The following is a 25,304-nucleotide window of genomic DNA, read 5'->3' on the forward strand; positions in this document are numbered from 1 at the left end:
GATCATTGCGTTCCTCGCGGAGGGCCGGAGGTTCGTTGCACGGCTGTTTGCGTCCGTTGCGCACGGCTTGCTCGGGACAGCGCTTTCACGAGGAACGTGAGCCTCTCGGCACATTCGCGCGTGACGCCCGCGTGGTCCTGGTACGACCAGCGGCCGACGTAGGGGACCGGGGGCTGATGGCCGAGCCGGGCGTACAGCGCGGCGGCGCGCGGGTTGTCCTCGGCGACGCCGAGACCGATGGCCGTGCGGCCCGGCTCACGGGCGCGTTCCTCGGCCGCCTCGATCAGGGCGGTGCCGATGCCGTGCGAGCGCGCCGGGGGCCACACGCTCAGCGCGTTGATCTCCGGGCAGCCGGGCAGCGCCGCCCGTACGGCGGCGTCGCAGCCGCCCCAGCGCACCTCCGTGTGCCCGAACGGGCCGCCCGCCCCGCCAGGCGACGAGGTAGCTGCTCAGGCCCCGCTCCTGGCGTTCGTGGCGGCGCGCGTGGAACGAGGTGGCGTTCGGCGAGCCGATGTACCGGTCGAGCAGCGCCACGTCGGCGGTGCGGCGGTGCGGCGGTGCGGCGGTGCGGCGGTGCGGCGGTGCGGCGGTGCGGCGGTGCGGCGGTGGAGGATCTCCTGGCGTTCGACGGTAGGCCCGGGCACGCACGAAGGCCCCCGGTCTTTCCCGCCGGGGGCCTTGGCGTCGGGGCGAGCCCGTCAGCTCCAGCTGGCGTGCAGCGGCTTGCCCTCGGCGTAGCCGGCGGCGCTCTGGATGCCGACGATGGCCTTCTGCGCGAACTCCTCCAGGGAGCCCGCGCCGGCGTAGGTGCAGGAGGAGCGGACGCCCGCGATGATCGAGTCGATCAGGTCCTCGACGCCCGGGCGGGCCGGGTCGAGGAACATGCGGGAGGTGGAGATGCCCTCCTCGAACAGCGCCTTGCGGGCACGGTCGTACGCGGACTCCTCCGAGGTGCGGTTGCGCACGGCACGCGCGGACGCCATGCCGAAGGACTCCTTGTACGCGCGTCCCTGGGCGTCGTGCTGGAGGTCGCCCGGGGACTCGTAGGTGCCCGCGAACCAGGAGCCGACCATCACGTTGGACGCACCGGCCGCGAGGGCCATGGCCACGTCGCGGGGGTGGCGGACGCCGCCGTCGGCCCACACGTGCTTGCCGTACTTCTTCGCCTCGGCGGCGCATTCCAGGACGGCGGAGAACTGCGGCCGGCCGACGCCGGTCATCATGCGCGTGGTGCACATGGCGCCGGGTCCGACACCGACCTTGACGATGTCCGCGCCGGCTTCGATCAGGTCGCGCACACCAGCGGCGGCGACCACGTTGCCCGCGACGATCGGCACCTGCGGGTCGAGGTCGCGCACCAGCTTCAGTGCGCTGATCATCGACTCCTGGTGGCCGTGCGCCGTGTCGATGACGAGCGCGTCGACTCCCGCGTCCAGCAGTTGCTCGGCCTTGCCCGCCACGTCGCCGTTGATGCCGACGGCGGCGGCGATGCGCAGCCGCCCCTGCCCGTCGGTGGCCGGTGTGTAGAGCGTGGCGCGCAGGGCGCCCTTGCGGGTCAGGATGCCGGCGAGCGTGCCGTCCTTGTGCACGGCCGGGGCGTAGCGGCGGTTGGCGTGGTCGAGGGTGTTGAAGGCCTGGCCCGGGTCCATGTCCGCGTCGATGAGCAGCAGGTCCCGGGACATGACCTCGGCGAGCTGCGTGAAGCGGTCCACGCCGGACAGATCGGCGTCGGTGACCACGCCGACCGGCTTGTGGTCCCCGTCGACGACGACGCCTGCGTTGTGCGCGCGCTTGGGCAGCAGGGCCAGCGCGTCCGCGACGGTCTGGTGCGGGGACAGGATGATCGGGGTGTCCAGCACCAGATGCCGGCTCTTCACCCAGGAGACGACGTCGGTGACCACGTCGTTCGGGATGTCCTGCGGTATCACCACGAGGCCGCCGCGGCGGGCCACGGTCTCGGCCATACGGCGGCCGGCGATGGCGGTCATGTTGGCGACGACGAGCGGGATGGTGGTGCCCGTGCCGTCCGGGGAGCTGAGGTCGACGGCCTGCCGCGAGCCCACCGAGGAGCGGCTGGGCACCATGAAGACGTCGTCGTACGTCAGGTCGTACCCGGGCTGGATGTCATTGAGGAAACGCACGTGCTGCACATCCCAGTCGATCAGAGGTGACCCCCGGACCGGCCGGCCAGGGGGAAAGAGCACGTACTTCATTCTCCCACGACGGACGGCCGAACCACCCCCAGCGGATCATCCAGGCTGGCCAGGGGGGCTCTCGGAGGATTCTCCAAGGCCGAGGGTCACGAACAGTCCAGGGCCCCGGTCCGTCGCCTCGGCGAAGATCTCCTCGGCGACCTGCCACTCCTCGGGCCGCGTCTCGGCGTACGTCCGCCAGCCCTGGACGACGACCAGCAGGCCGCGCTCGCCGGCCCCGTCGGGCCAGAGGGCGGGGTCGGCCATGGAGTCGGCGAGGGCGTCCCAGTTGCGGCCGAACCAGTCGGGCAGGGCCAGGTCACGGGCACAGCGGTCCATGAAGGCCGCCTTGTCCGTGACCCCGCCCAGGTCCAGGACGACCACGATCCGGCCCGCCGGGTCGTCCGGCACCCCGCGCGACTGCCTGACCATCCGTCAGACTCCGTCCGGGTCGGACCGGTTGAGCGCGGACTTCGGCGCCGGGCCGGCCGTCATCAGGTAGTCCGCGGCCGACGTGTCCGTCACGAGGCTGGTGACGAGCCCCGACCGCAGCACGGCGTCGATCGCGGGCCCCTTGCGCTGCCCGCCCGCGATCGCGACGACCTCGGGGATCCGGCGGAGCTGGTCGGCCTTCACCGTGATGCACCGCTCGCCCAGGTCCCGGCCGACCCGGCGGCCCTCGGCGTCGAAGAGGTGCGCGGACATCTCGGCGGCGACCCCGAGGGACGCGTAGTGCGACCGCTCCTCGTCACTGAGCATGTCGTGCACGGTGGAGATGCCCGGCTCCCAGGACCCGATGGAGACACAGGCGACGGTGACCTTGTCGAAGTGCTCGAAGGCCCGGGCGATGCCCGTCTGGTTGCGCAGCGCCGCGGCCGTGGCCGCGTCGGGCAGCAGCATGGGCGCGTAGATGGGGTGGGCGTCCCCGCCGGCCACCTGGGCGGCGCGGCGCACTGCCTCGACCGAGCCGCGTTCGGCGGTCCCGGCGTCGTACACGCCCGTCAGCTGCACCACCGTGCACGGTGGCAGCCGGTCGAGCGCCGCCGCCATGTGGATGGTGGAGCGGCCCCAGGCCAGGCCCAGCACATCACCTTCGTCGACCAGTTCGCCGAGCAGGTCGGCGGCCACCTCTCCCAGGTTCTCGGGGTCGGGTGTCTCCTCGGCCTCGGCCGGGGACTCCACCACGACAGCGTGCCTGAGGCCGTAGCGGGCGCGGAGCGCGTCCGAGCGCTCGGCGTCCAGCTCCGCAGGCACACGGATCTCGATACGCACGAGATCCCGTTCGAGGGCGGTCTCCAGGACCCGGGCCACCTTGAAGCGGCTGACGCCGAACTCCTCCGCGATCTGGATCTTGGATTTGCCCTCGAGGTAGAAGCGGCGGGCCATGGCCGCCGCCTGCACCAGCTCAGCGGGTCCCATCCGCATGGCTGACCGGCCCGCCGACATACCCGACACGGCGATCTCCTCACTGCTGTTCACACTCTGGATTCGCCGTTCATCCTTGCAGATCCGGCGCGGATGATCAGCCCTGATGAGAGCCGTTCACTTTGCTGTGGCTCAGTGGTCGCAGGCCCAGGAGGCCTTGGCCGTCGTCGCCTCCGCCTGGGTGCGTAGTGCACGTACCGCCTGGGCCGGGTCGTTTGCCCCGTAGACCGCCGATCCGGCCACGAAGACGTCGGCTCCGGCGTCCGCGCACCGCTCGATGGTGGAAGCGGAAACTCCGCCGTCGACCTGGAGCCAGAGCTCCAGTCCGTGCTTGCTGATCAACTCGCGGGTGCGGCGAATCTTCGGAAGCATGATGTCGAGAAACGCCTGCCCCCCGAAGCCCGGTTCGACCGTCATGATCAGCAGCATGTCGAGCTCGGGGAGCAGGTCCTCGTACGGCTCGATGGGGGTCGCGGGCTTCAGCGCCATGGAGGCGCGGGCGCCCTTGGCCCGGATCTCACGGGCGAGCCGGACGGGGGCGGCGGCGGCCTCGACGTGGAAGGTGACGGAACCGGCCCCCGCCTCCACGTACTGGGGCGCCCAGCGATCGGGGGCCTCGATCATCAGGTGGCAGTCCAGCGGGGTGTCCGTCGCACGGGCGAGCGACTCCACGACCGGCACGCCGAGCGTGAGGTTCGGGACGAAATGGTTGTCCATGACGTCGACGTGGAGCCAGTCGGCTCCTTCCACGGCCTTCGCCTCGTCCGCGAGGCGAGCGAAGTCTGCGGACAGGATGCTGGGGTTGATCTGCGCGGCCATGTCCTAAGACTGCCATGCCCTCCGGGGGTTGTGAGCATCGGTACCGGGTGGAACCGGTGCTACGTCGACCGCGGGCCGTCGTGGGTCGTTCGCGCAGTTCCCCGCGCCCCTGGTGGGGCGCTTCCGCGAAGGGGATGTCATGAAGCAGGGCGTCGCGCATCTCGTCTGCGGGCGGCGGGCCAAGTGGCTGGTGCTGGTCGTCTGGGTGGTCGTGCTGTTCATCGCCGCGCCGTTCGCCATGAAACTGACCGATGCCCAGGACAACGACGCCGCGTCCTGGCTGCCGGGGTCCGCCGAGTCCACGCAGGTGCTGGAGATCTCCGAGGGCTTCCGGCCGGAGCAGATCCCGGCGGTGGTGATCTACGCGCGGGACAGCGGCCTGACGGCGCAGGACCGTGCGGAGATCGCCGAGGACGTCACGCAGCTCGAGCAGCTCCGTGACCACGGCATCATGGGTGAGCAGACCCGGGGGCCGGTGTTCGACCGGCAGACCGATCCGCGGGCGGCGCAGGTCTTCGTACCGATCATGATGGACGAAGAGGGCTGGGAGCGGATCTCACCCGCCGTGGAGTCCATCCGGGACGACGTCGGGACGGGTGGCGACGGGCTGAGCGTGCACATCACCGGCCCGGGCGGCACCTCGGCGGACTTCGCGGAGGCCTTCGAGGGCATCGACTCGACGCTGCTGTTCGCGGCGATGACCGTCGTCATCGTCATGCTGCTCATCACCTACCGAAGCCTGACCCTGCTGCTGGTCCCCCTGATCGCGGTGGTCTGCGCGCTGTTCACCTCCCAGGCGCTGATCTACGTACTGGCCGAGCACGCGGGCCTGACGGTCAACGGCCAGAGCGCCGGCATCCTCACGGTGCTCGTCTTCGGCGCCGGGACGGACTACGCCCTGCTGCTGGTCGCCCGCTACCGGGAGGAGTTGCGCCGCCACAAGGACCGGCACGAGGCGATGGCCCTGGCCCTGCACCGTGCCGGTCCGGCCGTGCTCGCCTCGGGCGCGACGGTCGTCCTGAGCATGTTGGTGCTGCTGACCGCCGAGATGAACTCGACCAGCGGTCTGGGCCCGGTCGCCGCGATCGGTGTCGCCGTCGCCCTGCTCGCGATGATGAGCCTGTTCCCGGCGCTGCTGGTGATCTTCGGCCGGTGGATCTTCTGGCCGGTGATCCCGCACCTGGGCTCCCCGGAGCCGACCGAGCGCGGCGTCTGGGCGCGCACGGGCCGCCGTATCGCCCGCCGCCCGCGCATGACCTGGGCCGTCACGGCGCTCGCCCTGGCGGTCTGCTCCCTGGGCCTGATCCAGCTGCGCGCGGAGGGCATCGGCAACGCGGACGCCTTCACCGGGAAGCCGGACTCGATCACCGGCCAGGAGGTGTCCGCGCGCTACTTCCCGGCGGGCAGCGGTGATCCGCTGGTCGTCGTCAGCAACCAGGCGCAGGCCGTGGAGGTGGGCCGCGCGGTCGCCGGGACCCAGGGCGTGGTCCCCGAGTCCCTCGGTCTGCCGCCCGGCACGAAACCGGCCTTCGAGGGCAAGGTTCTCTTCGAGGCCACCATGACCGCCCCGGCGGACAGCGAGGCCGCCAAGCAGACGGTGGAGCGGGTGCGGGACGCCGTGCACGCGGTGCCGGACGCCGACGCCAAGGTGGGCGGCGGTACGGCGGCCCTGCTCGACATGGACAAGGCGACCACGCACGACAACATGCTGATCATCCCGCTGGTGCTGGTGGTCGTCCTGCTGATCCTCTGCGTCCTGCTACGGGCCCTGATCGCCCCGCTGCTGCTGATCGGCACGGTGATCCTGTCGTTCACGGCCGCACTCGGCATCAGCGCGCTCGCTTTCCGGTACCTCTTCGACTACGCGGGCGAGGCGACCGATTTCCCGCTGTTCGTGTTCGTGTTCCTGGTCGCCCTGGGCATCGACTACAACATCTTCCTGACCACCCGCATCCGCGAGGAGGCGGCCCGTCAGGGCACCAGGCCTGGCGTGGTCACCGGCCTGGCCGCCACCGGCGCGGTCATCACCTCGGCGGGCCTGGTCCTGGCCGGCACATTCGCCGCCCTCGGCACCCTCCCGATGGTGGCCTTCGCCGAGATCGGCTTCGCGGTCGCCCTCGGCGTCCTCATCGACACCTTCATCGTGCGCTCGGTGCTGGTGACGTCCCTGTTCCTGGACGTCGGACCGAAGGTGTGGTGGCCGCACCGGCTGGCCCGCGAGGACGGCGGTGCGGCGGCCCGGGAGAGCGTGGGAGCGGGGGTCAGGTGGTCCGGCGGATGAGCGCCAGGTACATCGCGTCGGTCCCGTGCAGATGCGGCCACAGCTGCACGTCGGGCCCCTCGCCGAGGTCCGGTACGCCGGGCAGCAGCGGCCGGGCGTCGACGAGTTCGGTGTCCGGGTGCTGCTTGAGCACGTCGGCGACGACGGCGCGGGTCTCGGCCAGATGCGGCGAGCAGGTCGCGTAGCCCACGACGCCGCCGACCCGCACGGACTCCAGGGCGGTGCGCAGCAGCCCGCGCTGCAGCGGCGCGAAACCCTCCAGGTCCTGCGGGCGGCGCCGCCAGCGGGCCTCCGGGCGGCGGCGCAGGGCCCCGAGGCCCGTGCACGGCACGTCGACCAGTACCCGGTCGAAACTGCCGGGCCGCCACGCCGGACGGGTCCCGTCGGCGGCGATCACCTGGTACGGCCCGGGATTGCCGTCCAGGGCCCTGGCCACCAGCCCGGCGCGATGGGTCTGCTTCTCGGAGGCGACCAGCAGTGCGCCCCGCTCGGCGGCCAGCGCGCCGAGCAGTGCCGCCTTGCCGCCGGGCCCCGCGCATCCGTCCAGCCAGCGCCGGTCGGGCCCGTCCAGGGGCGCGCCCGCGAGGGCGATCGCCACGAGTTGGCTGCCCTCGTCCTGCACGCCCGCGCGCCCGTCCCGCACGGCGGCGATGGCACCCGGCTCCCCGCCCTCGGTCAGCCGCACGGCGTAGGGCGACCAGCGCCCCCGCACGGCGGCGTCCTCGCGGAGCAGTTCCTCGGCGGTGGCCCGTCCGGGCCGCGCCACCAGCGTCACCTCGGGCCGCTCGTTGTCGGCGCGCAGCAGCTCCTCGACGCCGTCGCGGCCGCCGCCGAGGGAGTCCCACAGCGCGGACACGATCCACCGGGGGTGGGAGTGCACGACGGCGAGATGGTCCTCGGGGTCGTCGTCGTAGGGCGGCGCGACCCGCTCCAGCCAGCCGTCCAGATCGTGCTGCGCGACCTTGCGCAGCACGGCGTTGACGAACTTGGCCCGCCCGTCGCCGAGCACGACCCGGGCGAGTTCGACGGTGGCCGACACGGCCGCGTGCGTCGGGATCCGCGTGCCGAGCAGCTGGTGCGCGCCGAGGCTCAGCACGTCCAGCACCGGCGGATCGACCTCCCCGAGCGGCCGGTCCACGCAGTGGGAGAGGACCGCGTCGTACGTCCCCTGCCGCCGCAGCGTCCCGTACACCAGCTCGGTGGCGAGCGCCGCGTCCCGGGCGTCGAACGTCTCGGGTCCCTCCTTCTCCCGCGCCTTGCGCAGCAGGGGCGGGAGGACGAGGTTGGCGTAGGCGTCCCGCTCGTCCACGGCCCTCAGGGCCTCGAAGGCGAGGATGCGGACGGGGTCCTTCTTGGGCCGGCGGTAGGGCTTGCCTGACGTGCGGGCTCGACGGGGCTGTTCGCTCACGAAAAAGGTGCTCCGGGGGTGAGAAGAAGTGCGCCGTCCAGCCTACGCCGCCGCGACCGGGGCGTGACCGGCAGCGGGGGGCGAGCCGGGTCGCCGACGCTGCTCCGGCGTCGGCCGCGGAGTCGCCGAACGGGACCGGCAGCAGAGCCGCGGGCCACGTCGCCGCCGGCGCCGCCAAAGCGGGACGCGGCCGGCAGCAGGGCACCGAGCCACGTCGCCGGCGCCGCTCCGGCTTCCGCCTCCGAGTCACCGGCAGCGTGCCGTGACCGGCAGTAGGGCGCCGCGCCGGACCGCCGGACCGCTTCCGGCTTCAGTCCCCGAGCCGCTCGCCCTCGCCGATGCGCACCCCTCGGGCCCAGTCCGCCGCCCGCATCGGCTTCTTGCCCTGGGCCTGCACCCACAGCAGCTCGACGCCGTACGAGCCGGTGCCGACGTACACGTTGTTCTTCCCGGCGGTGATCTGCCCCGGGGCGAGGTCCGTCCGGTCGGGCGCGGGGGCGGCCTGGATGAGCTTGAGCCGCTCACCGCGGAAGGTCGTCCAGGCGCCGGGGGCCGGGGTGCAGCCCCGCACCATCCGGTCGACGCGCAGGGCGGGTGCGTTCCAGTCGAGGTGCGCGTCCTCGACGTTGACCTTCGGGGCGAGGCTGATCCCGTCGGCCGGCTGCGGTACGGCCTTCAGCGTGCCGTCCTCGATGCCGTCCATGGTCGCCGCGAGCAGCCCGGCACCGGCGAACGCCAGCCGTGTCAGCAGGTCCCCGCTGGTGTCGGTGGCCCGGATCTCCTCGGTCACCGTGCCGTACACCGGCCCGGAGTCGAGCCCCTCCTCGATCAGGAACGTCGACGCCCCGGTGATCTCGTCACCGGCCATGATGGCGTGCTGCACGGGGGCGGCACCGCGCCAGGCCGGGAGCAGGGAGAAGTGCAGATTGACCCAGCCGTGCGCGGGGATGTCCAGCGCGACCCGGGGCAGCAGCGCTCCGTAGGCGACGACGGGGCAGCAGTCCGGTCCGATCTCCCGCAGCCGCTCCAGGAACTCGGGGTCCTTCGGCTTCGCGGGCTTCAGCACCTCGATCCCGGCCTCCTCCGCCCGCTCGGCGACGGGCGACGCGACGAGCCTGCGCCCGCGCCCGGCCGGCGCGTCGGGCCGCGTGACGACGGCGGCCACCTCGTGCCGTCCGGAGGCGAGCAGAGCGTCCAGGGCGGGAACGGCGACCTCGGGTGTACCGGCGAAGACGAGCTTCATGGGGTGGTAGGGGCCTCTCGGGCGGGGGTCGATGCGGTTAACGCCCAAGTCTATGAGCCGGAAACGGAACGCCGCCGACGGCGCCCTGCTCCCACAGGAGAGCCGGGGCCTCTGGGGGGACGGTCACGGCCGGTGCGCGGCTGGGAGACGACACCTGAGGCCGAAGGCCGAGGCGCACACCCCGCGCAAACAGGCGCACGCATATGCCCCCGCGCCCCCACACCGTGACCCGCGGAGCGAATCCGCGTTGGTCAAGACAGAGTTGACCACACCGGGCCGCCATCGCGGCCCATTCCTTTCATCTCATCGCCGGTTCGAGAGGCTTGTTCATGGCCGACCACGCAACCCACGACGCCCAGGCTCGGGCCAGCCTGCACTTGCTGGTGCGGGACATCGAGCGGGTCCGCCGGCAGGTGGACGCACTGCGCACACTCACCGCCCAGTTGGGTAACGTCTACCGCCCGCGCCGCTCCGGCCCATCCACGGGCTTCGTCGTCTACGGACGCGCCCCCGCCCCGACGGTACGTCTCGCCCAGGAGCTGCGGGACAGTGTCGAGACGCTGGTCACCGCGGCCGTGGACTTCGACCGCTCGCTCGGCTTCTCGTGGGACGCGGTGGGTTCCGCACTCGGGGTCACCAAGCAGGCGGTCCACCGTCGTTACGGCTCCCGCCGTGCCACGGCCCCGGCGGTCACGCCCGAGCCGGAGCGCACGCCGGAGCCGACCCCGGCGGCCGGCCGCGCGGTCAATGTGACCACCGGCCTGCCCACGGTCCCGACGGTCCCCGCGGCCCGCTCCATGCCCACGCAGCCGACAGCCGGCAGCCCCGCTCTCCGTGACGAGGCGAGGCCCACGGCTTTCCCCGGCCCGCGCAACGGCTGACGCCCCCTCTGCCCTGCCCTCCCGGAATGCCCCGGGAGGGCAGTCGCGTCTCCGGTCGACGACCCCGACCCCCGACCCCAGCGGGCTCTCGCCATCACAGGCCACGCTTCACCCGATGTCGGCCGGATCGACCCGCACCCACACGCCGGCCCCGCTCCCGCTCCCCCGGGCCATCCGCGCGGCCTGCGCGTTCTTGAGCGCGGTGGCCAGCGCGGCGCCCCTCCCCGGCGGCACCCGCAGCAACGCCCGCTCCCACTGCTCCCCGGGCGGCGGCGCCCCCGCCCGCCGCGGTCGCCCGGGGGCGGGGACGGGCAGCGGCACCGGCCCCAGCACCTCGGCCTCGGGCGGCAGTTCGGCCGTGCGGAGGAAGTCGGCCACCGCCTCCGGTGGCCCCGACACGGCCGCCATCCGCGACACCGGCGGAAATCCCAGCTCCGCCCGCTCGGCGAGCTCCCGCACCGCGTGACCGACGGGATCCCACCGGACGAGCGCCTGCACGGGCCGCAGCGTCGGTTCGGCCACGACCACCACCCTGCCGCCGTCCGGCTGCGGCCGGACGAGGGACGCGGCCGCGATCCACCGCCGCAACGCGTCCTCCCCGGCCCGCAGATCGGGCCGCCCGAGCATCGCCCAGCCGTCCAGCAGCAGCGCCGCCGCGTACCCGCCCTCGGCGACGGGCTCGGCCCCCGGCGTGCTGACGACCAGCGCGGGCGCCCCCGGCACCGTGTCGAGCACATGCTCCCGCCCCGAGGTGCGTACCGGTACGGCGGGGAACGCCCGGCCGAGGTCCTCGGCGGTGCGCCGCGCCCCGACGACCGAGGCGCGCAGGCGGAAGGAGCCGCAGTCCGGGCAGTGCCAGGCGCTCTCCTCGCGTCCGCACCACCCGCAGTTCAGCGCACCGCCGTCCGGCGCCTCCAGCGGCCCTGAGCAGTGCCGGCACCGCGCGGGCGCCCGGCAGTTGGCACACGCCATGCGCGGCACGTACCCCCGGCGGGGCACCTGCACCAGCACCGGGCCGTGCCGCAGGCCCTCCCTGACGGCCTGCCAGGCGAGGGTCGGCAGCCGGGCGGCCCGGGCGGCCTCGTCGCGGGCGAGATCGCCGTCCCCGACGGTCCGTACGAGCGGAGCGGCGGCCCGGACCTGATCCCGGGAGGCGACGAGCGGCCGCGCCCAGCCGCTCTCGACGAGCTGCGCGGCCTCCACCGTGCAGCCCCAGCTCCCCAGCAGGAAACCGCACTTGTCCTGTGCGGCCCGCAGCAGAAGCACCTCGCGGGCGTGGGGCTGCGGGGCATGCTGCTCGCTGTGGCTGTCGTCGCCGTCGTCCCAGAGGGCGACCAGGCCGAGGTCCTGGACCGGCGCGAACATGGCGGCCCGGGTCCCGATCACGGCCCGCACGGAACCGCGCCGCACCGCGAGCCACTGCGCGTACCGCTTCTCGGGGCCGGCGTCGGCGGTGAGCACCGCGTGCCGCCCCTGCCCCAGCAGGGAGGTCAGGGCGGCGTCGACCCGCGCGACCGCGCGTCCGTCGGGCAGGACGGTGAGCGCCCCGCGCCCGGAGGCCAGCGTCGCGGCGACGGCCCGGGCCAGCTCGTCGCTCCACTGCGGCCCGGGCAGCGCGTTCCACACGGCCCGGGGCGCTCCGCCGGAGGCCAGCGCCCCCAGGAAGGCCGCTCCCCGCTCGTAGCGCTGCCAGGATGCCGCCTCGGGTGGAGGGGGCGGTGGCAGCGGCTCGGGTGAGGGCCGCTGCTCGGCTCGGGCGTTGCGCGGTGGCACGGCGAGCTGCAGGACGTCGGCGAGACTGCCCGCGTACCGGTCGGCGACCGCCCGGGCCAGCCCCAGCAGCTCCTCGCTGAGCACCTGCTCGGGCGACACGACCTGGGCGAGGGCTGCCAGCGGCCCCGAATAGTCGGACTCGGCCAGCCGCTCGACGAGGAACCCGTCGATCAGCCCGCCGCCCTCGCGCCGCCCGTCCCGCACACGATGCCGCCCGGCCCCGAACCGCACCCTCACCCGCACGCCCGGCCGGGCTTCCGCGTCCAGCTCCTCGGGCACGGCGTAGTCGAAGTACCGGTCGAGATGCAGGACGCCCTTGTCGACGAGGACGCGTGCGACGGGGAGCTCCCTGGCGAGCGCGGCGCCCCGCCAGGTCCGCGGTTTGGCCCGGGGCTTCTTGGCCTTGCGCACACTGTCCCGGATGAGCGCGAGCTGCTCGGGCGGCGCACCCTCGGCCCCGCCGCCCGCCTGTTCGTTCTCGCTGCTCACGCTTGCATTCTTACCAAACGCCACTGACAACCGGCGCCTCACGGGAGGCCCCGGGGACATGGCAAGGCCCGGCTCCCCGAGGGGAGCCGGGCCTCACGCCATGCCCTGGAGGGCGGGACCTACAGCCCCGCGGCCTTGCGCAGCGCGTCCACGCGGTCCGTCCGCTCCCAGGTGAAGTCGGGCAGCTCGCGGCCGAAGTGGCCGTACGCCGCGGTCTGGGAGTAGATCGGGCGGAGCAGGTCGAGGTCGCGGATGATGGCGGCCGGACGGAGGTCGAAGACCTCGTCGATCGCCTTCTCGATCTTCTCCGTGTCGATCTTGGCGGTGCCGAAGGTCTCGACGAACAGGCCGACCGGCTCGGCCTTGCCGATCGCGTACGCGACCTGGACCTCGCAGCGGGTGGCGAGGCCCGCGGCCACGACGTTCTTCGCGACCCAGCGCATCGCGTACGCCGCGGAACGGTCGACCTTGGACGGGTCCTTGCCGGAGAACGCGCCACCGCCGTGACGGGCCATGCCGCCGTAGGTGTCGATGATGATCTTGCGGCCGGTCAGGCCGGCGTCACCCATCGGGCCGCCGATCTCGAAACGGCCGGTCGGGTTGACCAGGAGACGGTAGTTCTCCGTGTCGAGCTTGATGCCCTCGTCCAGCAGCGCCTTGAGCTCCGGCTCGACGACGAACTCCTTGATGTCCGGAGCCAGGAGCGAGTCCAGGTCGATGTCGGAGGCGTGCTGCGAGGAGACCACCACGGTGTCCAGGCGGACCGCCTTGTCACCGTCGTACTCGATGGTGACCTGCGTCTTGCCGTCCGGGCGCAGGTAGGGGATCGTGCCGTTCTTGCGCACGTCGGACAGACGCTTCGACAGGCGGTGCGCCAGGAAGATCGGCAGCGGCATCAGCGTCGGCGTCTCGTCCGTCGCGTAGCCGAACATCAGGCCCTGGTCGCCCGCGCCCTGCTTGTCGAGCTCGTCGTCGTCACCCTCGACACGGTTCTCGTACGCCGTGTCCACGCCCTGGGCGATGTCCGGGGACTGCGCGCCGATCGACACCGACACGCCGCAGGAGGCGCCGTCGAAGCCCTTCTTGGAGGAGTCGTAGCCGATTTCGAGGATCTTGTTCCGGACCAGCGTCGCGATGTCCGCGTACGTCTTGGTCGTGACCTCGCCGGCCACGTGCACCAGGCCGGTCGTGATCAGGGTCTCGACGGCGACCCGGGATGAGGGGTCCTCGCGCAGAAGCGCGTCGAGAATGGTGTCGCTGATCTGGTCAGCGATCTTGTCGGGGTGACCCTCGGTGACAGACTCCGAGGTGAACAGACGACGGGACACAACGCTCCCTGAGGTTGCAGCGGCTGCTGGCTGATCATTGGCGGACGGCGGGGGCTGCACCCGGCGCCGTCCGTGGAACAGTTTACGGGTCACGCTTCAGCCACGGTCCCCCCGTCTCGCCACTCGGGAGTGCTGTGACCTGCGGCACGGGCATTCTGCCCAATGCCGAGCGACGTTGGCCAGAGGCGCCACGCCCCGATCCGCCCGCTTTCGCGGGGGTACGCGGCGCCGGGGCCATCAGCTCAGGCGCTCGGCCACCAGATCCCACACGGTTTCGGCCAGGGCTTCCTTGGGCCCGTGCGCCACGGCGGTCTCGCTGCCGTCGGCGCCCAGCACGACCGCCTCGTTCTCCTCGGAACCGAAGGTCTTCAGCTCCCCCACCTCGTTCACGACCAGGAGATCGCAGCCCTTGCGCTTGAGCTTGGCGCGGCCGTTGGCCAGGACGTCGTCCGTCTCCGCGGCGAAGCCGACGATCACCTGTCCGGGGCGGGCCCGGTCGGCCGAGATCTCCGCGAGAATGTCCGGATTCCGCACCAGGGTGACCGGCTCCGGCTCCTGGCCGTCCTTCTTCTTGATCTTCCCTGCCGCGTACGCCGCCGGGCGGAAGTCCGCCACCGCGGCCGCCATCACCACGGCGTCGGCCTCCGGGGCGGCCCGCAGTACCGCCTCGCGCAGCTCCACGGCGGTGCCGACCGGCACGACGTCGACGCCCGCCGGGGCCGGCAGGGTGCTGTTGGCCGCGATCAGCGTGACACGGGCGCCTCGGGCGGCGGCGGTGCGGGCGAGGGCGTAGCCCTGCTTGCCGGAGGAACGGTTGCCGAGGAAGCGGACGGGGTCCAGGGGCTCGCGGGTGCCGCCGGCGCTGACGAGGACGTGCCGGCCCGCGAGGTCGGGCTCGGTGACGCCCCGGGCCAGGACGCGGCGGCAGACCTCGAAGATCTCGCCCGGGTCGGGCAGCCGGCCCTTGCCGGTGTCGACGCCGGTGAGGCGGCCGACGGCCGGCTCGATGACGAGGGCGCCGCGGCGGCGCAGCGTCGCCACGTTCTCCTGGGTGGCCGGGTGCTCCCACATCTCCGTGTGCATGGCGGGGGCGAAGACGACCGGGCAACGGGCGGTGAGCAGGGTGTTGGTGAGGAGGTCGTCGGCGAGGCCGTGGGCCGCCTTGGCCAGCGTGTCGGCGGTGGCGGGGGCGACGACGACCAGGTCGGCGTGCTGCCCGATGCGGACGTGCGGGACCTCGTGCACGTCGTCCCAGACCTCGGTGGAGACGGGGTTGCCGGAGAGCGCGGACCAGGTGGCGGCGCCGACGAAGTGCAGCGCGGAGGCCGTGGGCACCACCCGCACCTCGTGACCCGACTCCGTCAGCCGCCGCAGCAGCTCACAGGCCTTGTACGCGGCGATGCCCCCGCTGACCCCCAGAACGACCTTCGGCTTGTCCACGTCTCTCCCCGCACCTCGGCAACCGGCACACCGTACGACTCCATGACACACCACAGGCCCGGCAGTCGGCCTGCCGGGCCTGTGGATAAGTCAGCGCAAAGCTGTAAATCCTACTTACTGCGCCGGGCCCTCGACGGCCTCGGACGTCAGGAGCCCCGCGTTGATCTCGCGGAGGGCGATCGAGAGCGGCTTCTCGTGGACGTGGGTGTCGACGAGGGGACCGACGTACTCGAGGAGACCCTCGCCGAGCTGCGAGTAGTACGCGTTGATCTGGCGGGCACGCTTGGCCGCGTAGATCACGAGGCTGTACTTCGAGTCGGTGGCCTCGAGGAGCTCGTCGATCGGCGGGTTGATGATGCCCTCGGGCGCGGAGATGGAAGAGGACACGCTCTACCTTCCGATGGATGGGAAAGAATCTGTCGGGGTGATCGGCCGACCGGAACGATCAGCGATGGTCACACGACGTCCACCAAGGCTAGCAGCTCGCGTGCTACGTCCTCGACGGAGGTGTTGACCAGGGTGGTGTCGAACTCCGGCTCGGCCGCGAGTTCGGTCTTCGCCGCTTCGAGCCGGCGCTCGATCACCTCGGGCGGTTCGGTGCCCCGCCCGGTGAGTCGGCGCACGAGCTCCTCCCAGGAGGGAGGGGCCAGGAACACCAGCTGGGCCTCGGGCATCGACTCGCGGACCAGGCGGGCGCCCTGCAGGTCGATCTCCAGGAGGACGGGCTCGCCGTTCTCCAGGCGCTCCTGCACGGCCGCACGCGGCGTGCCGTAGCGGTTGCCGGCGAACTCGGCCCACTCCAGCAGCTCCCCGTTGGCGATCAGCTTGTCCATCTCTTCGTCGGAGACGAAGAAGTAGTGGACTCCGTGCTGCTCGCCGGGGCGCGGCTTGCGGGTCGTCGCCGACACCGAGAGCCAGACCTCGGGGTGTTCCTTGCGCATATGAGCGACGACCGTGCTCTTGCCGACCCCAGAGGGGCCGGAGAGCACGGTCAGCCGCGGACGTACGTCCGGGGGTACGGGGGACGTCCCCCGGGGTGTTGCAGCCATGCAGCGATTATCCAGCAATCGCGGAGTGCCCGGGACTCGCTTCCCCGGAGCGCCCGGTTCAGGAGCCGGTGCTGCCGAACTCGCGCTCCAGGGAGGCGATCTGGTTGGAACCGAGACCCCGCACGCGGCGGCTCTCGGAGATGCCGAGTCGCTCCATGATCTGCTTCGCGCGGACCTTGCCCACGCCGGGCAGCGACTCGAGGAGGGCGGAGACCTTCATCTTGCCGATGACGTCGTTCTCCTGGCCCTGCTTGATGACCTCGTGAAGGGAGGCGCCGGAGTGCTTGAGTCGATTCTTGACCTCGGCCCGCTCCCGGCGAGCCGCGGCGGCCTTTTCGAGCGCGGCTGCGCGCTGTTCAGGGGTAAGGGGCGGAAGAGCCACGCCTACGTCACCTCGGATGTCGAACTGTCGGATACGGACCGGTGAGGAACCTAGTCGCCCCACACCTGGGGAGCCACGAGCAACACACGCTTGCCCGTTCTCTCGTCGGAGACTAGCGGGCAAGTCCGCCAGAGTCAGCGAGAACAGCGGAAAAGTCCTGGTCAGCCTTCATCTGAACGGACATTTAGGACATACTGCCCCGGATTTGAGGATGTATTCAGACTCAAGGGGGCCCCTGACCACTCATCGGAGGTCTCGCGGTAAGGTCTGGACCGCCTCACGAAGGCGTCACGGCGCGCCGGATCTCCGCCGCGAAGCGCTCCGTGGCGTCACGCAGAGCGACCGCGTCGGGACCGTGGCGCAGCACTCCCCGGCTGACGTTCGGCACGACGTTGCGCACCGCGGCGCCGAAGACCCCGGGAAGATCGGCCGGCGTGGCGCCCTGGGCGCCGATGCCGGGTGCCAGGAGCGGGCCGTTGATGTCCAGATCGTACGTCGACAGATCACCGAGGGTGGCGCCGACGACCGCGCCGAACGACCCCAGGGGCTCCTCCCCCGTGTTCTCGGCGGCCAGGTGCGCGAGCATCGTCGCTCCGACGTTCCGGCCGTCGGAGCGCACGGCGTGCTGGACCTCGCCGCCCTCCGGGTTGGACGTCAGGGCCAGCACGAAGAGTCCCGCGCCGTTCTCCCGGGCCAGTGCCACGGCCGGGCTGAGCGATCCGTAGCCGAGGTACGGCGAGACCGTCAGGGCGTCGGAGAACAGCGGCGCGTCCTTGTGCAGGAAGGACTCGGCGTAGGCGGCCATGGTCGAGCCGATGTCGCCGCGCTTGGCGTCCATCACGACCAGCGCGCCCGCCGCCCGGGCCTCGGCGACCGACTTCTCCAGGACGGCGACACCGCGCGAACCGAAGCGCTCGAAGAACGCGCTCTGCGGCTTGAGCACGGCGACCCGGTCGGCCACCGCCTCGACGACCGTGCGGCTGAACCGCTCCAGGCCCGCCACGTCGTCGTTCAGGCCCCACTCGGCGAGCAGGGAGGCGTGCGGGTCGATGCCGACGCACAGCGGGCCGCGCTCGTCCATGGCCCGGCGCAGGCGCGCGCCGAAGGGTTCGAGACCACTCATGCCGTCTTCCTCACGTCGGCGCCCACCGCGTCGGCGAGCGTGGCGTACGGGCTCGTGGCCAGGCGAGCGGCGAGCCCCTTGTGAATCGCGCGGCCCCAGAGGGGCCCCTCGTAGATGAAGGCGCTGTAGCCCTGGACCAGCGTGGCGCCGGCCAGGATGCGCTGCCAGGCGTCCTCGGCGTTCTCGATGCCGCCGACGCCCACCAGGGTGATCCGGTCGCCCACGCGCGCGTAGAGGCGCCGCAGGACCTCCAGGGAGCGGTCCTTCAGGGGTGCTCCCGACAGGCCGCCGGTCTCCTTGACCAGGGAGGGGTCGGACTTCAGGCCGAGGCCCTCGCGCGCGATGGTGGTGTTGGTGGCGATGATGCCGTCCAGGCCGAGTTCCACGGCGAGGTCGGCGACGGCGTCGACGTCCTCGTCGGCGAGGTCCGGCGCGATCTTGACGAGGAGCGGGAGGCGGCGGGCGGACGCCGTGCGGTCGGCGGCCTCGCGGACGGCGCTCAGCAGGGGGCGCAGGGCCTCGGTGGCCTGGAGGTTGCGCAGCCCCGGCGTGTTCGGCGAGGAGACGTTCACGACCAGGTAGTCGGCGTACGGCGCGAGCCGCTCGGCGGACTTCACGTAGTCCGCGACGGCCTCCTCCTCGGGGACGACCTTGGTCTTGCCGATGTTGACGCCGACGACCGGCTTGAAGACGGGCGTACGGGAGGCGAGGCGGGCGGCGACGCGGAGCGAGCCGTCGTTGTTGAAGCCCATGCGGTTGATCAGCGCGCGGTCCTTGACCAGGCGGAACAGCCGCTGCTTGGGATTGCCGGGCTGCGGTTCGCCGGTCACCGTGCCGATCTCGACGTGGTCGAAGCCGAGCATGGCCATGCCGTCGATGCCGACGGCGTTCTTGTCGAAGCCCGCGGCGAGCCCGAAGGGGCCGTGCATGCGCAGGCCCAGGGCCTCGGTGCGCAGCTCCTTGTACCGGGGCGCGAGGGCGGCCGCGAGGAAGGTGCGCAGCACGGGCACGCGGGCGGCCAGGCGGATCCAGCGGAAGGCAAGGTGGTGGGCCTGCTCCGGGTCCAGCCGTTTGAAGACGAGACGGAAGAAGATCTTGTACATGGTGTCCTCACGAAGACATGGCGTCCTCACGAAGAGGGGGACACCGTTTCCGGTGTCCCCCTCGGGGCTGCTAGTCGCGGGCCGCGGTCAGGTGTTCCGCGTGTTCCTGGAGCGACCGGACGCTCACGTCGCCGCGGTTGAGGGCGTCGATGCCCTGGACCGCCGCCGCGAGCGCCTGGACCGTCGTCAGGCAGGGCACGGAGCGTGCCACGGCCGCCGTACGGATGTCGTAGCCGTCCAGACGGCCCCCCGTGCCGTACGGGGTGTTGACGATGAGGTCGACCTCGCCGTCGTGGATGAGCTGGACGATGGTCTTCTCGCCGTTCGGGCCGGTGCCCTCGGACTGCTTGCGCACGATGGTGGCGTTGATGCCGTTGCGCTTGAGGACCTCGGCGGTGCCGGAGGTGGCGAGCAGTTCGAAGCCGTGCGCGACCAGCTCGCGGGCCGGGAAGATCATCGAGCGCTTGTCGCGGTTGGCGACCGAGATGAACGCGCGGCCCTTGGTGGGCAGCGGGCCGTAGGCGCCCGCCTGCGACTTGGCGTACGCCGTGCCGAAGACGGAGTCGATGCCCATGACCTCGCCGGTGGAGCGCATCTCCGGGCCGAGGACCGTGTCGACGCCGCGGCCGTGGATGTCGCGGAAGCGCGACCACGGCATGACGGCCTCCTTGACGGAGATCGGCGCGTCGAACGGCAGCTCGCCGCCGTCGCCGGTGGCCGGGAGCAGGCCCTCGGCGCGCAGCTCGGCGATCGTGGCGCCCAGGGAGATCCGGGCGGCGGCCTTGGCCAGCGGCACCGCCGTCGCCTTCGAGGTGAAGGGGACGGTCCGGGAGGCGCGCGGGTTGGCCTCCAGGACGTAGAGGATGTCGCCCGCGAGTGCGAACTGGATGTTGATCAGGCCACGGACCCCGACGCCCTTGGCGATGCCCTCCGTGGAGGCGCGCAGGCGCTTGATGTCGAAGCCGCCGAGCGTGATCGGGGGCAGGGCGCACGCCGAGTCGCCGGAGTGGATGCCGGCCTCCTCGATGTGCTCCATGACACCGCCGAGGTAGAGCTCCTCGCCGTCGTAGAGGGCGTCGACGTCGATCTCGATCGCGTCGTCGAGGAACCGGTCGACCAGGACCGGCCGCGAGGGGCTGATCTCGGTCGACTCGGCGATGTAGGACTCCAGCCGGGTCTCGTCGTAGACGATCTCCATGCCGCGCCCGCCCAGGACGTACGAGGGACGCACCAGGACCGGGTAGCCGATCTCGTCGGCGATGGCCTTGGCCTCGGCGAAGGTGGTGGCGGTGCCGTGCTTGGGGGCCGGGAGGCCGGCCTCCTTGAGGACCCGGCCGAAGGCGCCCCGGTCCTCGGCGGCGTGGATGGCCTCCGGGGAGGTGCCGACGATCGGCACGCCGTTGTCCTTGAGCGCCTGCGACAGGCCCAGCGGGGTCTGGCCGCCGAGCTGGACGACGACGCCCGCGACCGGTCCGGCCTGCTGCTCGGCGTGCACGATCTCCAGCACGTCTTCCAGCGTCAGCGGCTCGAAGTACAGGCGGTCGGAGGTGTCGTAGTCCGTGGAGACGGTCTCCGGGTTGCAGTTGACCATCACGGTCTCGTAGCCCGCGTCGCTCAGCGCGAAGGAGGCGTGGACGCAGGAGTAGTCGAACTCGATGCCCTGGCCGATGCGGTTCGGGCCGGAGCCCAGGATGATGACGGCCGGCTTCTCGCGGGAGGCGACCTCGGTCTCCTCGTCGTAGGACGAGTAGAAGTACGGCGTCTTCGCGGCGAACTCGGCGGCGCAGGTGTCGACCGTCTTGTAGACCGGGCGGATGCCCAGCGCGTGCCGGACCTCGCGGACGACGTCCTCGCGCAGGCCGCGGATCTCACCGATCTGCTGGTCGGAGAAGCCGTGCCGCTTGGCCTCCGCGAGCAGGTCGGTGGTCAGCTCGGGCGCCTCGGCCAGCTCGTCCGCGATCTCCTTGATCAGGAAGAGCTGGTCGACGAACCAGGGGTCGATCTTCGTGTACTCGAAGATCTCCTCGGGCGTGGCGCCGGCGCGGATGGCCTGCATGACGGTGTTGATCCGGCCGTCGGTCGGCCGGACCGCCTGCTCCAGGAGCTGGGACTTGTCGCCGGGCTCGCCGACGAAGGTGAACTGGCTGCCCTTCTTCTCCAGCGAGCGCAGCGCCTTCTGGAAGGCCTCGGTGAAGTTGCGGCCGATGGCCATGGCCTCGCCGACGGACTTCATGGTGGTGGTGAGGGTGGCGTCGGCGCTCGGGAACTTCTCGAAAGCGAAACGCGGGGCCTTCACGACCACGTAGTCGAGCGTGGGCTCGAAGGAGGCCGGGGTCTCCTGGGTGATGTCGTTCGGGATCTCGTCCAGCGTGTAGCCGACGGCGAGCTTGGCGGCGATCTTGGCGATCGGGAAGCCGGTCGCCTTGGAAGCGAGCGCCGAGGAGCGGGACACGCGCGGGTTCATCTCGATGACGATGACGCGGCCGTCCTCGGGGTTCACCGCGAACTGGATGTTGCAGCCGCCGGTGTCGACGCCGACCTCGCGGATCACGGCGATGCCGATGTCGCGCAGGGTCTGGTACTCGCGGTCGGTGAGCGTCATCGCGGGCGCGACCGTGATCGAGTCGCCGGTGTGCACGCCCATGGGGTCGAAGTTCTCGATGGAGCAGACGACCACGACGTTGTCGTGCTTGTCGCGCATCAGCTCCAGCTCGTACTCCTTCCAGCCGAGGATGGACTCCTCCAGGAGCACCTCGGTGGTCGGGGAGAGCGTGAGGCCCTGGCCGGCGATGCGGCGCAGCTCCTCCTCGTCGTGCGCGAAGCCGGAGCCGGCGCCGCCCATGGTGAAGGAGGGGCGGACGACGACCGGGTAGCCGCCGAGCGTGTCGACGCCGGCGAGGACGTCGTCCATGGAGTGGCAGATCACCGAGCGGGCGGACTCGCCGTGGCCGATCTTCTGGCGTACGGCCTCGACGACCTCCTTGAAGAGGTCGCGGTCCTCGCCCTTGTTGATGGCCTCGACGTTGGCGCCGATCAGCTCGACGCCGTACTTGTCGAGGGTGCCGGCCTCGTGCAGGGAGATGGCGGTGTTGAGGGCCGTCTGGCCGCCCAGGGTGGGCAGCAGCGCGTCGGGGCGCTCCTTGGCGATGATCTTCTCGACGAACTCGGGGGTGATCGGCTCGACGTAGGTGGCGTCGGCGATCTCCGGGTCGGTCATGATCGTCGCCGGGTTGGAGTTCACCAGGACGACCCTGAGGCCCTCGGCCTTCAGGACCCGGCACGCCTGGGTGCCGGAGTAGTCGAACTCGGCGGCCTGGCCGATGACGATCGGGCCGGAGCCGATGACCAGGACGGACTGGATATCGGTGCGCTTAGGCACGCTGGCCCTCCATGAGCTTCACGAAGCGGTCGAACAGGTAGGCGGCGTCGTGCGGGCCGGCTGCCGCTTCGGGGTGGTACTGGACGCTGAATGCGGGGCGGTCGAGGAGCTGGAGCCCCTCCACCACGTTGTCGTTCAGGCAGACGTGGGACACCTCGGCGCGGCCGAACGGGGTCTCGGAGACCTGGTCGAGCGGGGCGTCGACGGCGAAGCCGTGGTTGTGCGCGGTGACCTCGACCTTGCCGGTCGTGCGGTCCTGCACCGGCTGGTTGATGCCGCGGTGGCCGTACTTCAGCTTGAAGGTGCCGAAGCCGAGGGCGCGGCCGAGGATCTGGTTGCCGAAGCAGATGCCGAAGAGCGGGGTGCCGCGCTCCAGGACGCCCTGCATCACGGAGACGGGGTGGTCGGCGGTGGCCGGGTCGCCCGGGCCGTTGGAGAAGAACACGCCGTCCGGGTTCACCGCGTAGACGTCCTCGACGGTGGCGGTCGCCGGGAGCACGTGCACCTCGATGCCGCGCTCGGCCATGCGGTGCGGGGTCATGCCCTTGATGCCGAGGTCGACGGCGGCGACGGTGAACTTCTTCTCGCCGATGGCCGGGACGACGTAGGGCTCGGTGGTGGCGACCTCGGCGGAGAGGTTCGCGCCCTTCATCTGGGGGGCTTCCTGGACGCGGGCGAGCAGCGCGGCGTCGTCCTGGACGGCGCCGCCGCTGAAGATGCCGACGCGCATGGCGCCCCGCTCGCGCAGGTGGCGGGTGAGGGCGCGGGTGTCGATGCCGCTGATGCCGACGACGCCCTGGGCGTCCAGCTCCTCGTCCAGCGTGCGCCGGGAGCGCCAGCTGGACGGCACGCGCGCGGGGTCGCGCACGACGTAGCCGGAGACCCAGATCCTCTTCGACTCCATGTCCTCGTCGTTCACACCGGTGTTGCCGACGTGCGGCGCGGTCATCACCACGACCTGGCGGTGGTACGAGGGGTCGGTCAGGGTCTCCTGGTAGCCGGTCATGCCGGTGGAGAACACCGCTTCGCCGAAGGTCTCCCCCACGGCCCCGTAAGCACGGCCGCGAAAGATCCGGCCGTCCTCCAGGACGAGTACGGCGGGAGTTTTGACGGCTCCCCTGGTGGAGGTGGTCATCGTTCGGCGCCTTCCCTGGTGTTCGTTTCGATCATGGAGTTGATGGCTTCGACCCACTCGTTGTGCTCGGCCGCGCGGTCGGAGCGGAAGCCGGAGTCGATCAGCCGGTCGCCGTGCGCCCAGGTGACGACCAGCAGGCCGCCCTCGGTGAGCACCTTGCCGGCGATGCCCTTGTCGAGCCGGGCCTCGCGCAGCTGGGCGGCCGGGACGAAGAAGTCGGTCGCCCCGGGGCGTACGACGTCGAGGCCGGCGTCCGTGAGGGTGAGCTCGGCGCGGCTGCGGGTGCCCAGGCCGTGGGCGACGATGCGGTCGAGCCACTGGCCTGCGGTGGTGGAGCCGTGGTAGCGGCCGCTCAGGCTCAGCTTCGCGGGACCTGGGTCGTCCGGGGTGGTGGGCAGCTCGGGCAGGTCGCCCTGGAGGGTGCCGCGCCACTTCCAGCCCTCGCGCATCAGCCAGTAGACGAGCGCGACGAACAGGGCGAGGCCGACGACCCAGCCGATGCGGGCGGCCCAGTCGGTCACTTGCGCCGATTCCTTCTCGGCGGCCAGCAGGAGTACAGGTGTCACGTGAGCTTCCCGTCGACGAGCGTGGCCTTGCCCCGCAGCCACGTGTGCGTCACACGGCCCGGCAGCTCGCGGCCCTCGTAGGGGGTGTTGCGGCTGCGCGAGGCGAAGCCCGCGGGTTCCACGAGCCCACGGTATGCCGTGTCGACCAGGGTGAGGTTGGCGGGCTCACCTGCCGAGACGGGACGGCCGTGGCCCGTGGCCTGTCCGATCTGCGCGGGCTTGACGGACATCCGGTCGGCGACGCCGGCCCAGTCCAGCAGACCCGTGTCGACCATGGTCTCCTGCACCACCGACAGCGCGGTCTCCAGGCCGACCATGCCCATGGCGGCCGCGGCCCACTCGCAGTCCTTGTCCTCGTGCGGGTGCGGGGCGTGGTCGGTGGCGACGATGTCGATCGTGCCGTCGGCGAGCGCCTCGCGCAGGGCCATGACGTCGCGCTCGGTGCGCAGCGGCGGGTTGACCTTGTAGACGGGGTTGTACGTGCGCACCAGCTCGTCCGTGAGGAGAAGGTGGTGCGGGGTGACCTCGGCGGTGACGGCGATGCCGCGGGACTTGGCCCAGCGGACGATCTCGACGGACCCGGCGGTCGACAGGTGGCAGATGTGAACGCGGGAGCCGACATGGTCGGCGAGCAGGACATCCCGGGCGATGATCGATTCTTCGGCCACCGCGGGCCAGCCCCCGAGCCCCAGCTCCGCGGAGACGATGCCCTCGTTCATCTCGGCGCCCTCGGTCAGCCGCGGCTCCTGCGCGTGCTGCGCCACGACCCCGCCGAAGGCCTTCACGTACTCCAGGGCGCGGCGCATGATCACGGCGTCGTGGACGCACTTGCCGTCGTCGGAGAAGACGGTGACGCCCGCGGCCGACTCGTGCATGGCGCCCAGCTCGGCGAGCTTCCTGCCCTCCAGACCGACGGTCACGGCGCCGATGGGCTGGACGTCGCAGTAGCCGTGTTCCTTGCCGAGCCGCCAGACCTGTTCGACGACACCGGCGGTGTCGGCGACCGGGAAGGTGTTGGCCATCGCGAACACGGTGGTGTAGCCGCCGGAGGCCGCGGCGCGGGTGCCGGTGAGGACGGTCTCGGAGTCCTCGCGGCCGGGCTCGCGCAGATGGGTGTGCAGGTCGACCAGGCCCGGCAGCAGCACCTTGCCGTCCGCCTCGACGACCTGATCAGCCTCGGCCTCCGGGATCACACCCACCTCGGCGATCGTCTGGCCGTCGATCAGCACGTCCTGCGGCTCGCCGCCGAGCACCTTCGCACCACGGATCAGGATCTTGCTCATCTGTC

Annotated in this window: 21 protein-coding genes; 2 read left to right on the plus strand and 19 right to left on the minus strand. The window is 71.9% G+C overall.

The window, feature by feature from the left end; translation table 11 throughout:
• Positions 1 to 2: 2 nt before the first annotated feature.
• The 5 genes from A4E84_RS40440 to rpe form a co-directional block, all read right to left on the minus strand.
• The gene (locus A4E84_RS40440) at positions 3 to 398 is read right to left on the minus strand and encodes a GNAT family N-acetyltransferase (protein WP_063827492.1); all 396 of its coding nucleotides are present in this window, start codon (positions 396 to 398) and stop codon (positions 3 to 5) included.
• A gap of 300 nt (positions 399 to 698) precedes the next feature.
• Positions 699 to 2,141 (minus strand): GuaB1 family IMP dehydrogenase-related protein, encoded by a 1,443-nt coding sequence (locus A4E84_RS07185; protein WP_062931350.1) that lies wholly within the window; start codon positions 2,139 to 2,141, stop codon positions 699 to 701.
• Positions 2,142 to 2,249: 108 nt separating this feature from the next.
• A complete protein-coding gene (locus tag A4E84_RS07190) occupies positions 2,250 to 2,603 on the minus strand; it encodes a barstar family protein (RefSeq protein ID WP_062931351.1) in 354 nt (117 codons plus the stop codon).
• Positions 2,604 to 2,627: 24 nt separating this feature from the next.
• Complete coding sequence (locus A4E84_RS07195) at positions 2,628 to 3,671, minus strand: sugar-binding transcriptional regulator (RefSeq protein WP_062925740.1); 1,044 nt, start codon at positions 3,669 to 3,671, stop codon at positions 2,628 to 2,630.
• A gap of 78 nt (positions 3,672 to 3,749) precedes the next feature.
• Positions 3,750 to 4,436 carry a ribulose-phosphate 3-epimerase gene (rpe, locus tag A4E84_RS07200; RefSeq protein ID WP_062925741.1) on the minus strand — a complete coding sequence of 229 codons (687 nt, stop codon included), beginning with the start codon at positions 4,434 to 4,436 and terminating at the stop codon, positions 3,750 to 3,752.
• Between the two features lie 139 nt (positions 4,437 to 4,575).
• Between rpe and A4E84_RS07205 the strand changes: the two genes are divergently transcribed.
• The gene (locus A4E84_RS07205; protein ID WP_062925742.1) at positions 4,576 to 6,717 is read left to right on the plus strand and encodes an MMPL family transporter; all 2,142 of its coding nucleotides are present in this window, start codon (positions 4,576 to 4,578) and stop codon (positions 6,715 to 6,717) included.
• On the opposite strand, the gene A4E84_RS07210 is transcribed toward A4E84_RS07205, so the two are convergent.
• Both A4E84_RS07210 and fmt read right to left on the minus strand, forming a co-directional pair.
• The gene (locus A4E84_RS07210) at positions 6,698 to 8,125 is read right to left on the minus strand and encodes an RsmB/NOP family class I SAM-dependent RNA methyltransferase (protein ID WP_062925743.1); all 1,428 of its coding nucleotides are present in this window, start codon (positions 8,123 to 8,125) and stop codon (positions 6,698 to 6,700) included. The genes A4E84_RS07205 and A4E84_RS07210 overlap by 20 nt on opposite strands.
• Positions 8,126 to 8,435: 310 nt before the next feature.
• Positions 8,436 to 9,368, minus strand: a complete 933-nt coding sequence (fmt, locus tag A4E84_RS07215; protein WP_062925744.1) for a methionyl-tRNA formyltransferase — start codon at positions 9,366 to 9,368, stop codon at positions 8,436 to 8,438.
• A 329-nt stretch (positions 9,369 to 9,697) separates the two neighbouring features.
• On the opposite strand from fmt, the gene A4E84_RS07220 reads away from it, so the two are divergent.
• Positions 9,698 to 10,249 (plus strand): hypothetical protein, encoded by a 552-nt coding sequence (locus A4E84_RS07220; protein ID WP_062925745.1) that lies wholly within the window; start codon positions 9,698 to 9,700, stop codon positions 10,247 to 10,249.
• Positions 10,250 to 10,357: 108 nt separating this feature from the next.
• On the opposite strand, the gene A4E84_RS07225 is transcribed toward A4E84_RS07220, so the two are convergent.
• From A4E84_RS07225 to A4E84_RS07280, 12 genes are all read right to left on the minus strand, one after another.
• A complete protein-coding gene (locus A4E84_RS07225) occupies positions 10,358 to 12,511 on the minus strand; it encodes a primosomal protein N' (RefSeq protein WP_062925746.1) in 2,154 nt (717 codons plus the stop codon).
• Positions 12,512 to 12,630: 119 nt separating this feature from the next.
• Positions 12,631 to 13,839 (minus strand): methionine adenosyltransferase, encoded by a 1,209-nt coding sequence (metK, locus tag A4E84_RS07230; RefSeq protein WP_062925747.1) that lies wholly within the window; start codon positions 13,837 to 13,839, stop codon positions 12,631 to 12,633.
• 237 nt (positions 13,840 to 14,076) lie between these two features.
• Complete coding sequence (coaBC, locus tag A4E84_RS07235; protein ID WP_062925748.1) at positions 14,077 to 15,279, minus strand: bifunctional phosphopantothenoylcysteine decarboxylase/phosphopantothenate--cysteine ligase CoaBC; 1,203 nt, start codon at positions 15,277 to 15,279, stop codon at positions 14,077 to 14,079.
• 114 nt (positions 15,280 to 15,393) lie between these two features.
• Entirely contained in the window at positions 15,394 to 15,666 is a 273-nt protein-coding gene (gene rpoZ / locus A4E84_RS07240; RefSeq protein WP_003988945.1) for a DNA-directed RNA polymerase subunit omega, read from the minus strand.
• Between the two features lie 68 nt (positions 15,667 to 15,734).
• Positions 15,735 to 16,328 (minus strand): guanylate kinase, encoded by a 594-nt coding sequence (gmk, locus tag A4E84_RS07245; protein ID WP_062925749.1) that lies wholly within the window; start codon positions 16,326 to 16,328, stop codon positions 15,735 to 15,737.
• A 58-nt stretch (positions 16,329 to 16,386) separates the two neighbouring features.
• Positions 16,387 to 16,710 carry an integration host factor gene (locus A4E84_RS07250; RefSeq protein WP_003977346.1) on the minus strand — a complete coding sequence of 108 codons (324 nt, stop codon included), beginning with the start codon at positions 16,708 to 16,710 and terminating at the stop codon, positions 16,387 to 16,389.
• A gap of 277 nt (positions 16,711 to 16,987) precedes the next feature.
• A complete protein-coding gene (gene pyrF / locus A4E84_RS07255) occupies positions 16,988 to 17,833 on the minus strand; it encodes an orotidine-5'-phosphate decarboxylase (protein ID WP_062925750.1) in 846 nt (281 codons plus the stop codon).
• On the minus strand, positions 17,830 to 18,936 hold the full coding sequence (locus A4E84_RS07260) for a quinone-dependent dihydroorotate dehydrogenase (RefSeq protein WP_062925751.1): 1,107 nt from the start codon (positions 18,934 to 18,936) through the stop codon (positions 17,830 to 17,832). The genes pyrF and A4E84_RS07260 overlap by 4 nt, the downstream gene beginning before the upstream one ends.
• Before the next feature lie 70 nt (positions 18,937 to 19,006).
• Complete coding sequence (carB, locus tag A4E84_RS07265) at positions 19,007 to 22,315, minus strand: carbamoyl-phosphate synthase large subunit (protein ID WP_062925752.1); 3,309 nt, start codon at positions 22,313 to 22,315, stop codon at positions 19,007 to 19,009.
• Entirely contained in the window at positions 22,308 to 23,450 is a 1,143-nt protein-coding gene (gene carA, locus A4E84_RS07270; protein ID WP_062925753.1) for a glutamine-hydrolyzing carbamoyl-phosphate synthase small subunit, read from the minus strand. Before carA ends, carB begins: the two co-directional genes overlap by 8 nt.
• Positions 23,447 to 24,016 (minus strand): PH-like domain-containing protein, encoded by a 570-nt coding sequence (locus A4E84_RS07275; RefSeq protein WP_062925754.1) that lies wholly within the window; start codon positions 24,014 to 24,016, stop codon positions 23,447 to 23,449. The genes carA and A4E84_RS07275 overlap by 4 nt, the downstream gene beginning before the upstream one ends.
• Positions 24,013 to 25,299, minus strand: coding sequence for a dihydroorotase (locus A4E84_RS07280; protein WP_062925755.1), 1,287 nt, complete (start codon positions 25,297 to 25,299; stop codon positions 24,013 to 24,015). Before A4E84_RS07280 ends, A4E84_RS07275 begins: the two co-directional genes overlap by 4 nt.
• Between the last annotated feature and the right edge of the window lie 5 nt (positions 25,300 to 25,304).

Source organism: Streptomyces qaidamensis, assembly GCF_001611795.1.
Lineage (GTDB): Bacteria > Actinomycetota > Actinomycetes > Streptomycetales > Streptomycetaceae > Streptomyces > Streptomyces qaidamensis.

Bases quoted from the DNA above. Each gene is read 5' to 3' on its own strand.
- rpe (WP_062925741.1), bottom strand. From the start codon at position 4,436: ATGGCCGCGCAGATCAACCCCAGCATCCTGTCCGCAGACTTCGCTCGC.
- A4E84_RS07205 (WP_062925742.1), top strand. From the start codon at position 4,576: ATGAAGCAGGGCGTCGCGCATCTCGTCTGCGGGCGGCGGGCCAAGTGG.
- fmt (WP_062925744.1), bottom strand. From the start codon at position 9,368: ATGAAGCTCGTCTTCGCCGGTACACCCGAGGTCGCCGTTCCCGCCCTG.
- A4E84_RS07220 (WP_062925745.1), top strand. From the start codon at position 9,698: ATGGCCGACCACGCAACCCACGACGCCCAGGCTCGGGCCAGCCTGCAC.
- gmk (WP_062925749.1), bottom strand. From the start codon at position 16,328: ATGGCTGCAACACCCCGGGGGACGTCCCCCGTACCCCCGGACGTACGT.
- pyrF (WP_062925750.1), bottom strand. From the start codon at position 17,833: ATGAGTGGTCTCGAACCCTTCGGCGCGCGCCTGCGCCGGGCCATGGAC.
- A4E84_RS07260 (WP_062925751.1), bottom strand. From the start codon at position 18,936: ATGTACAAGATCTTCTTCCGTCTCGTCTTCAAACGGCTGGACCCGGAG.
- carA (WP_062925753.1), bottom strand. From the start codon at position 23,450: ATGACCACCTCCACCAGGGGAGCCGTCAAAACTCCCGCCGTACTCGTC.
- A4E84_RS07280 (WP_062925755.1), bottom strand. From the start codon at position 25,299: ATGAGCAAGATCCTGATCCGTGGTGCGAAGGTGCTCGGCGGCGAGCCG.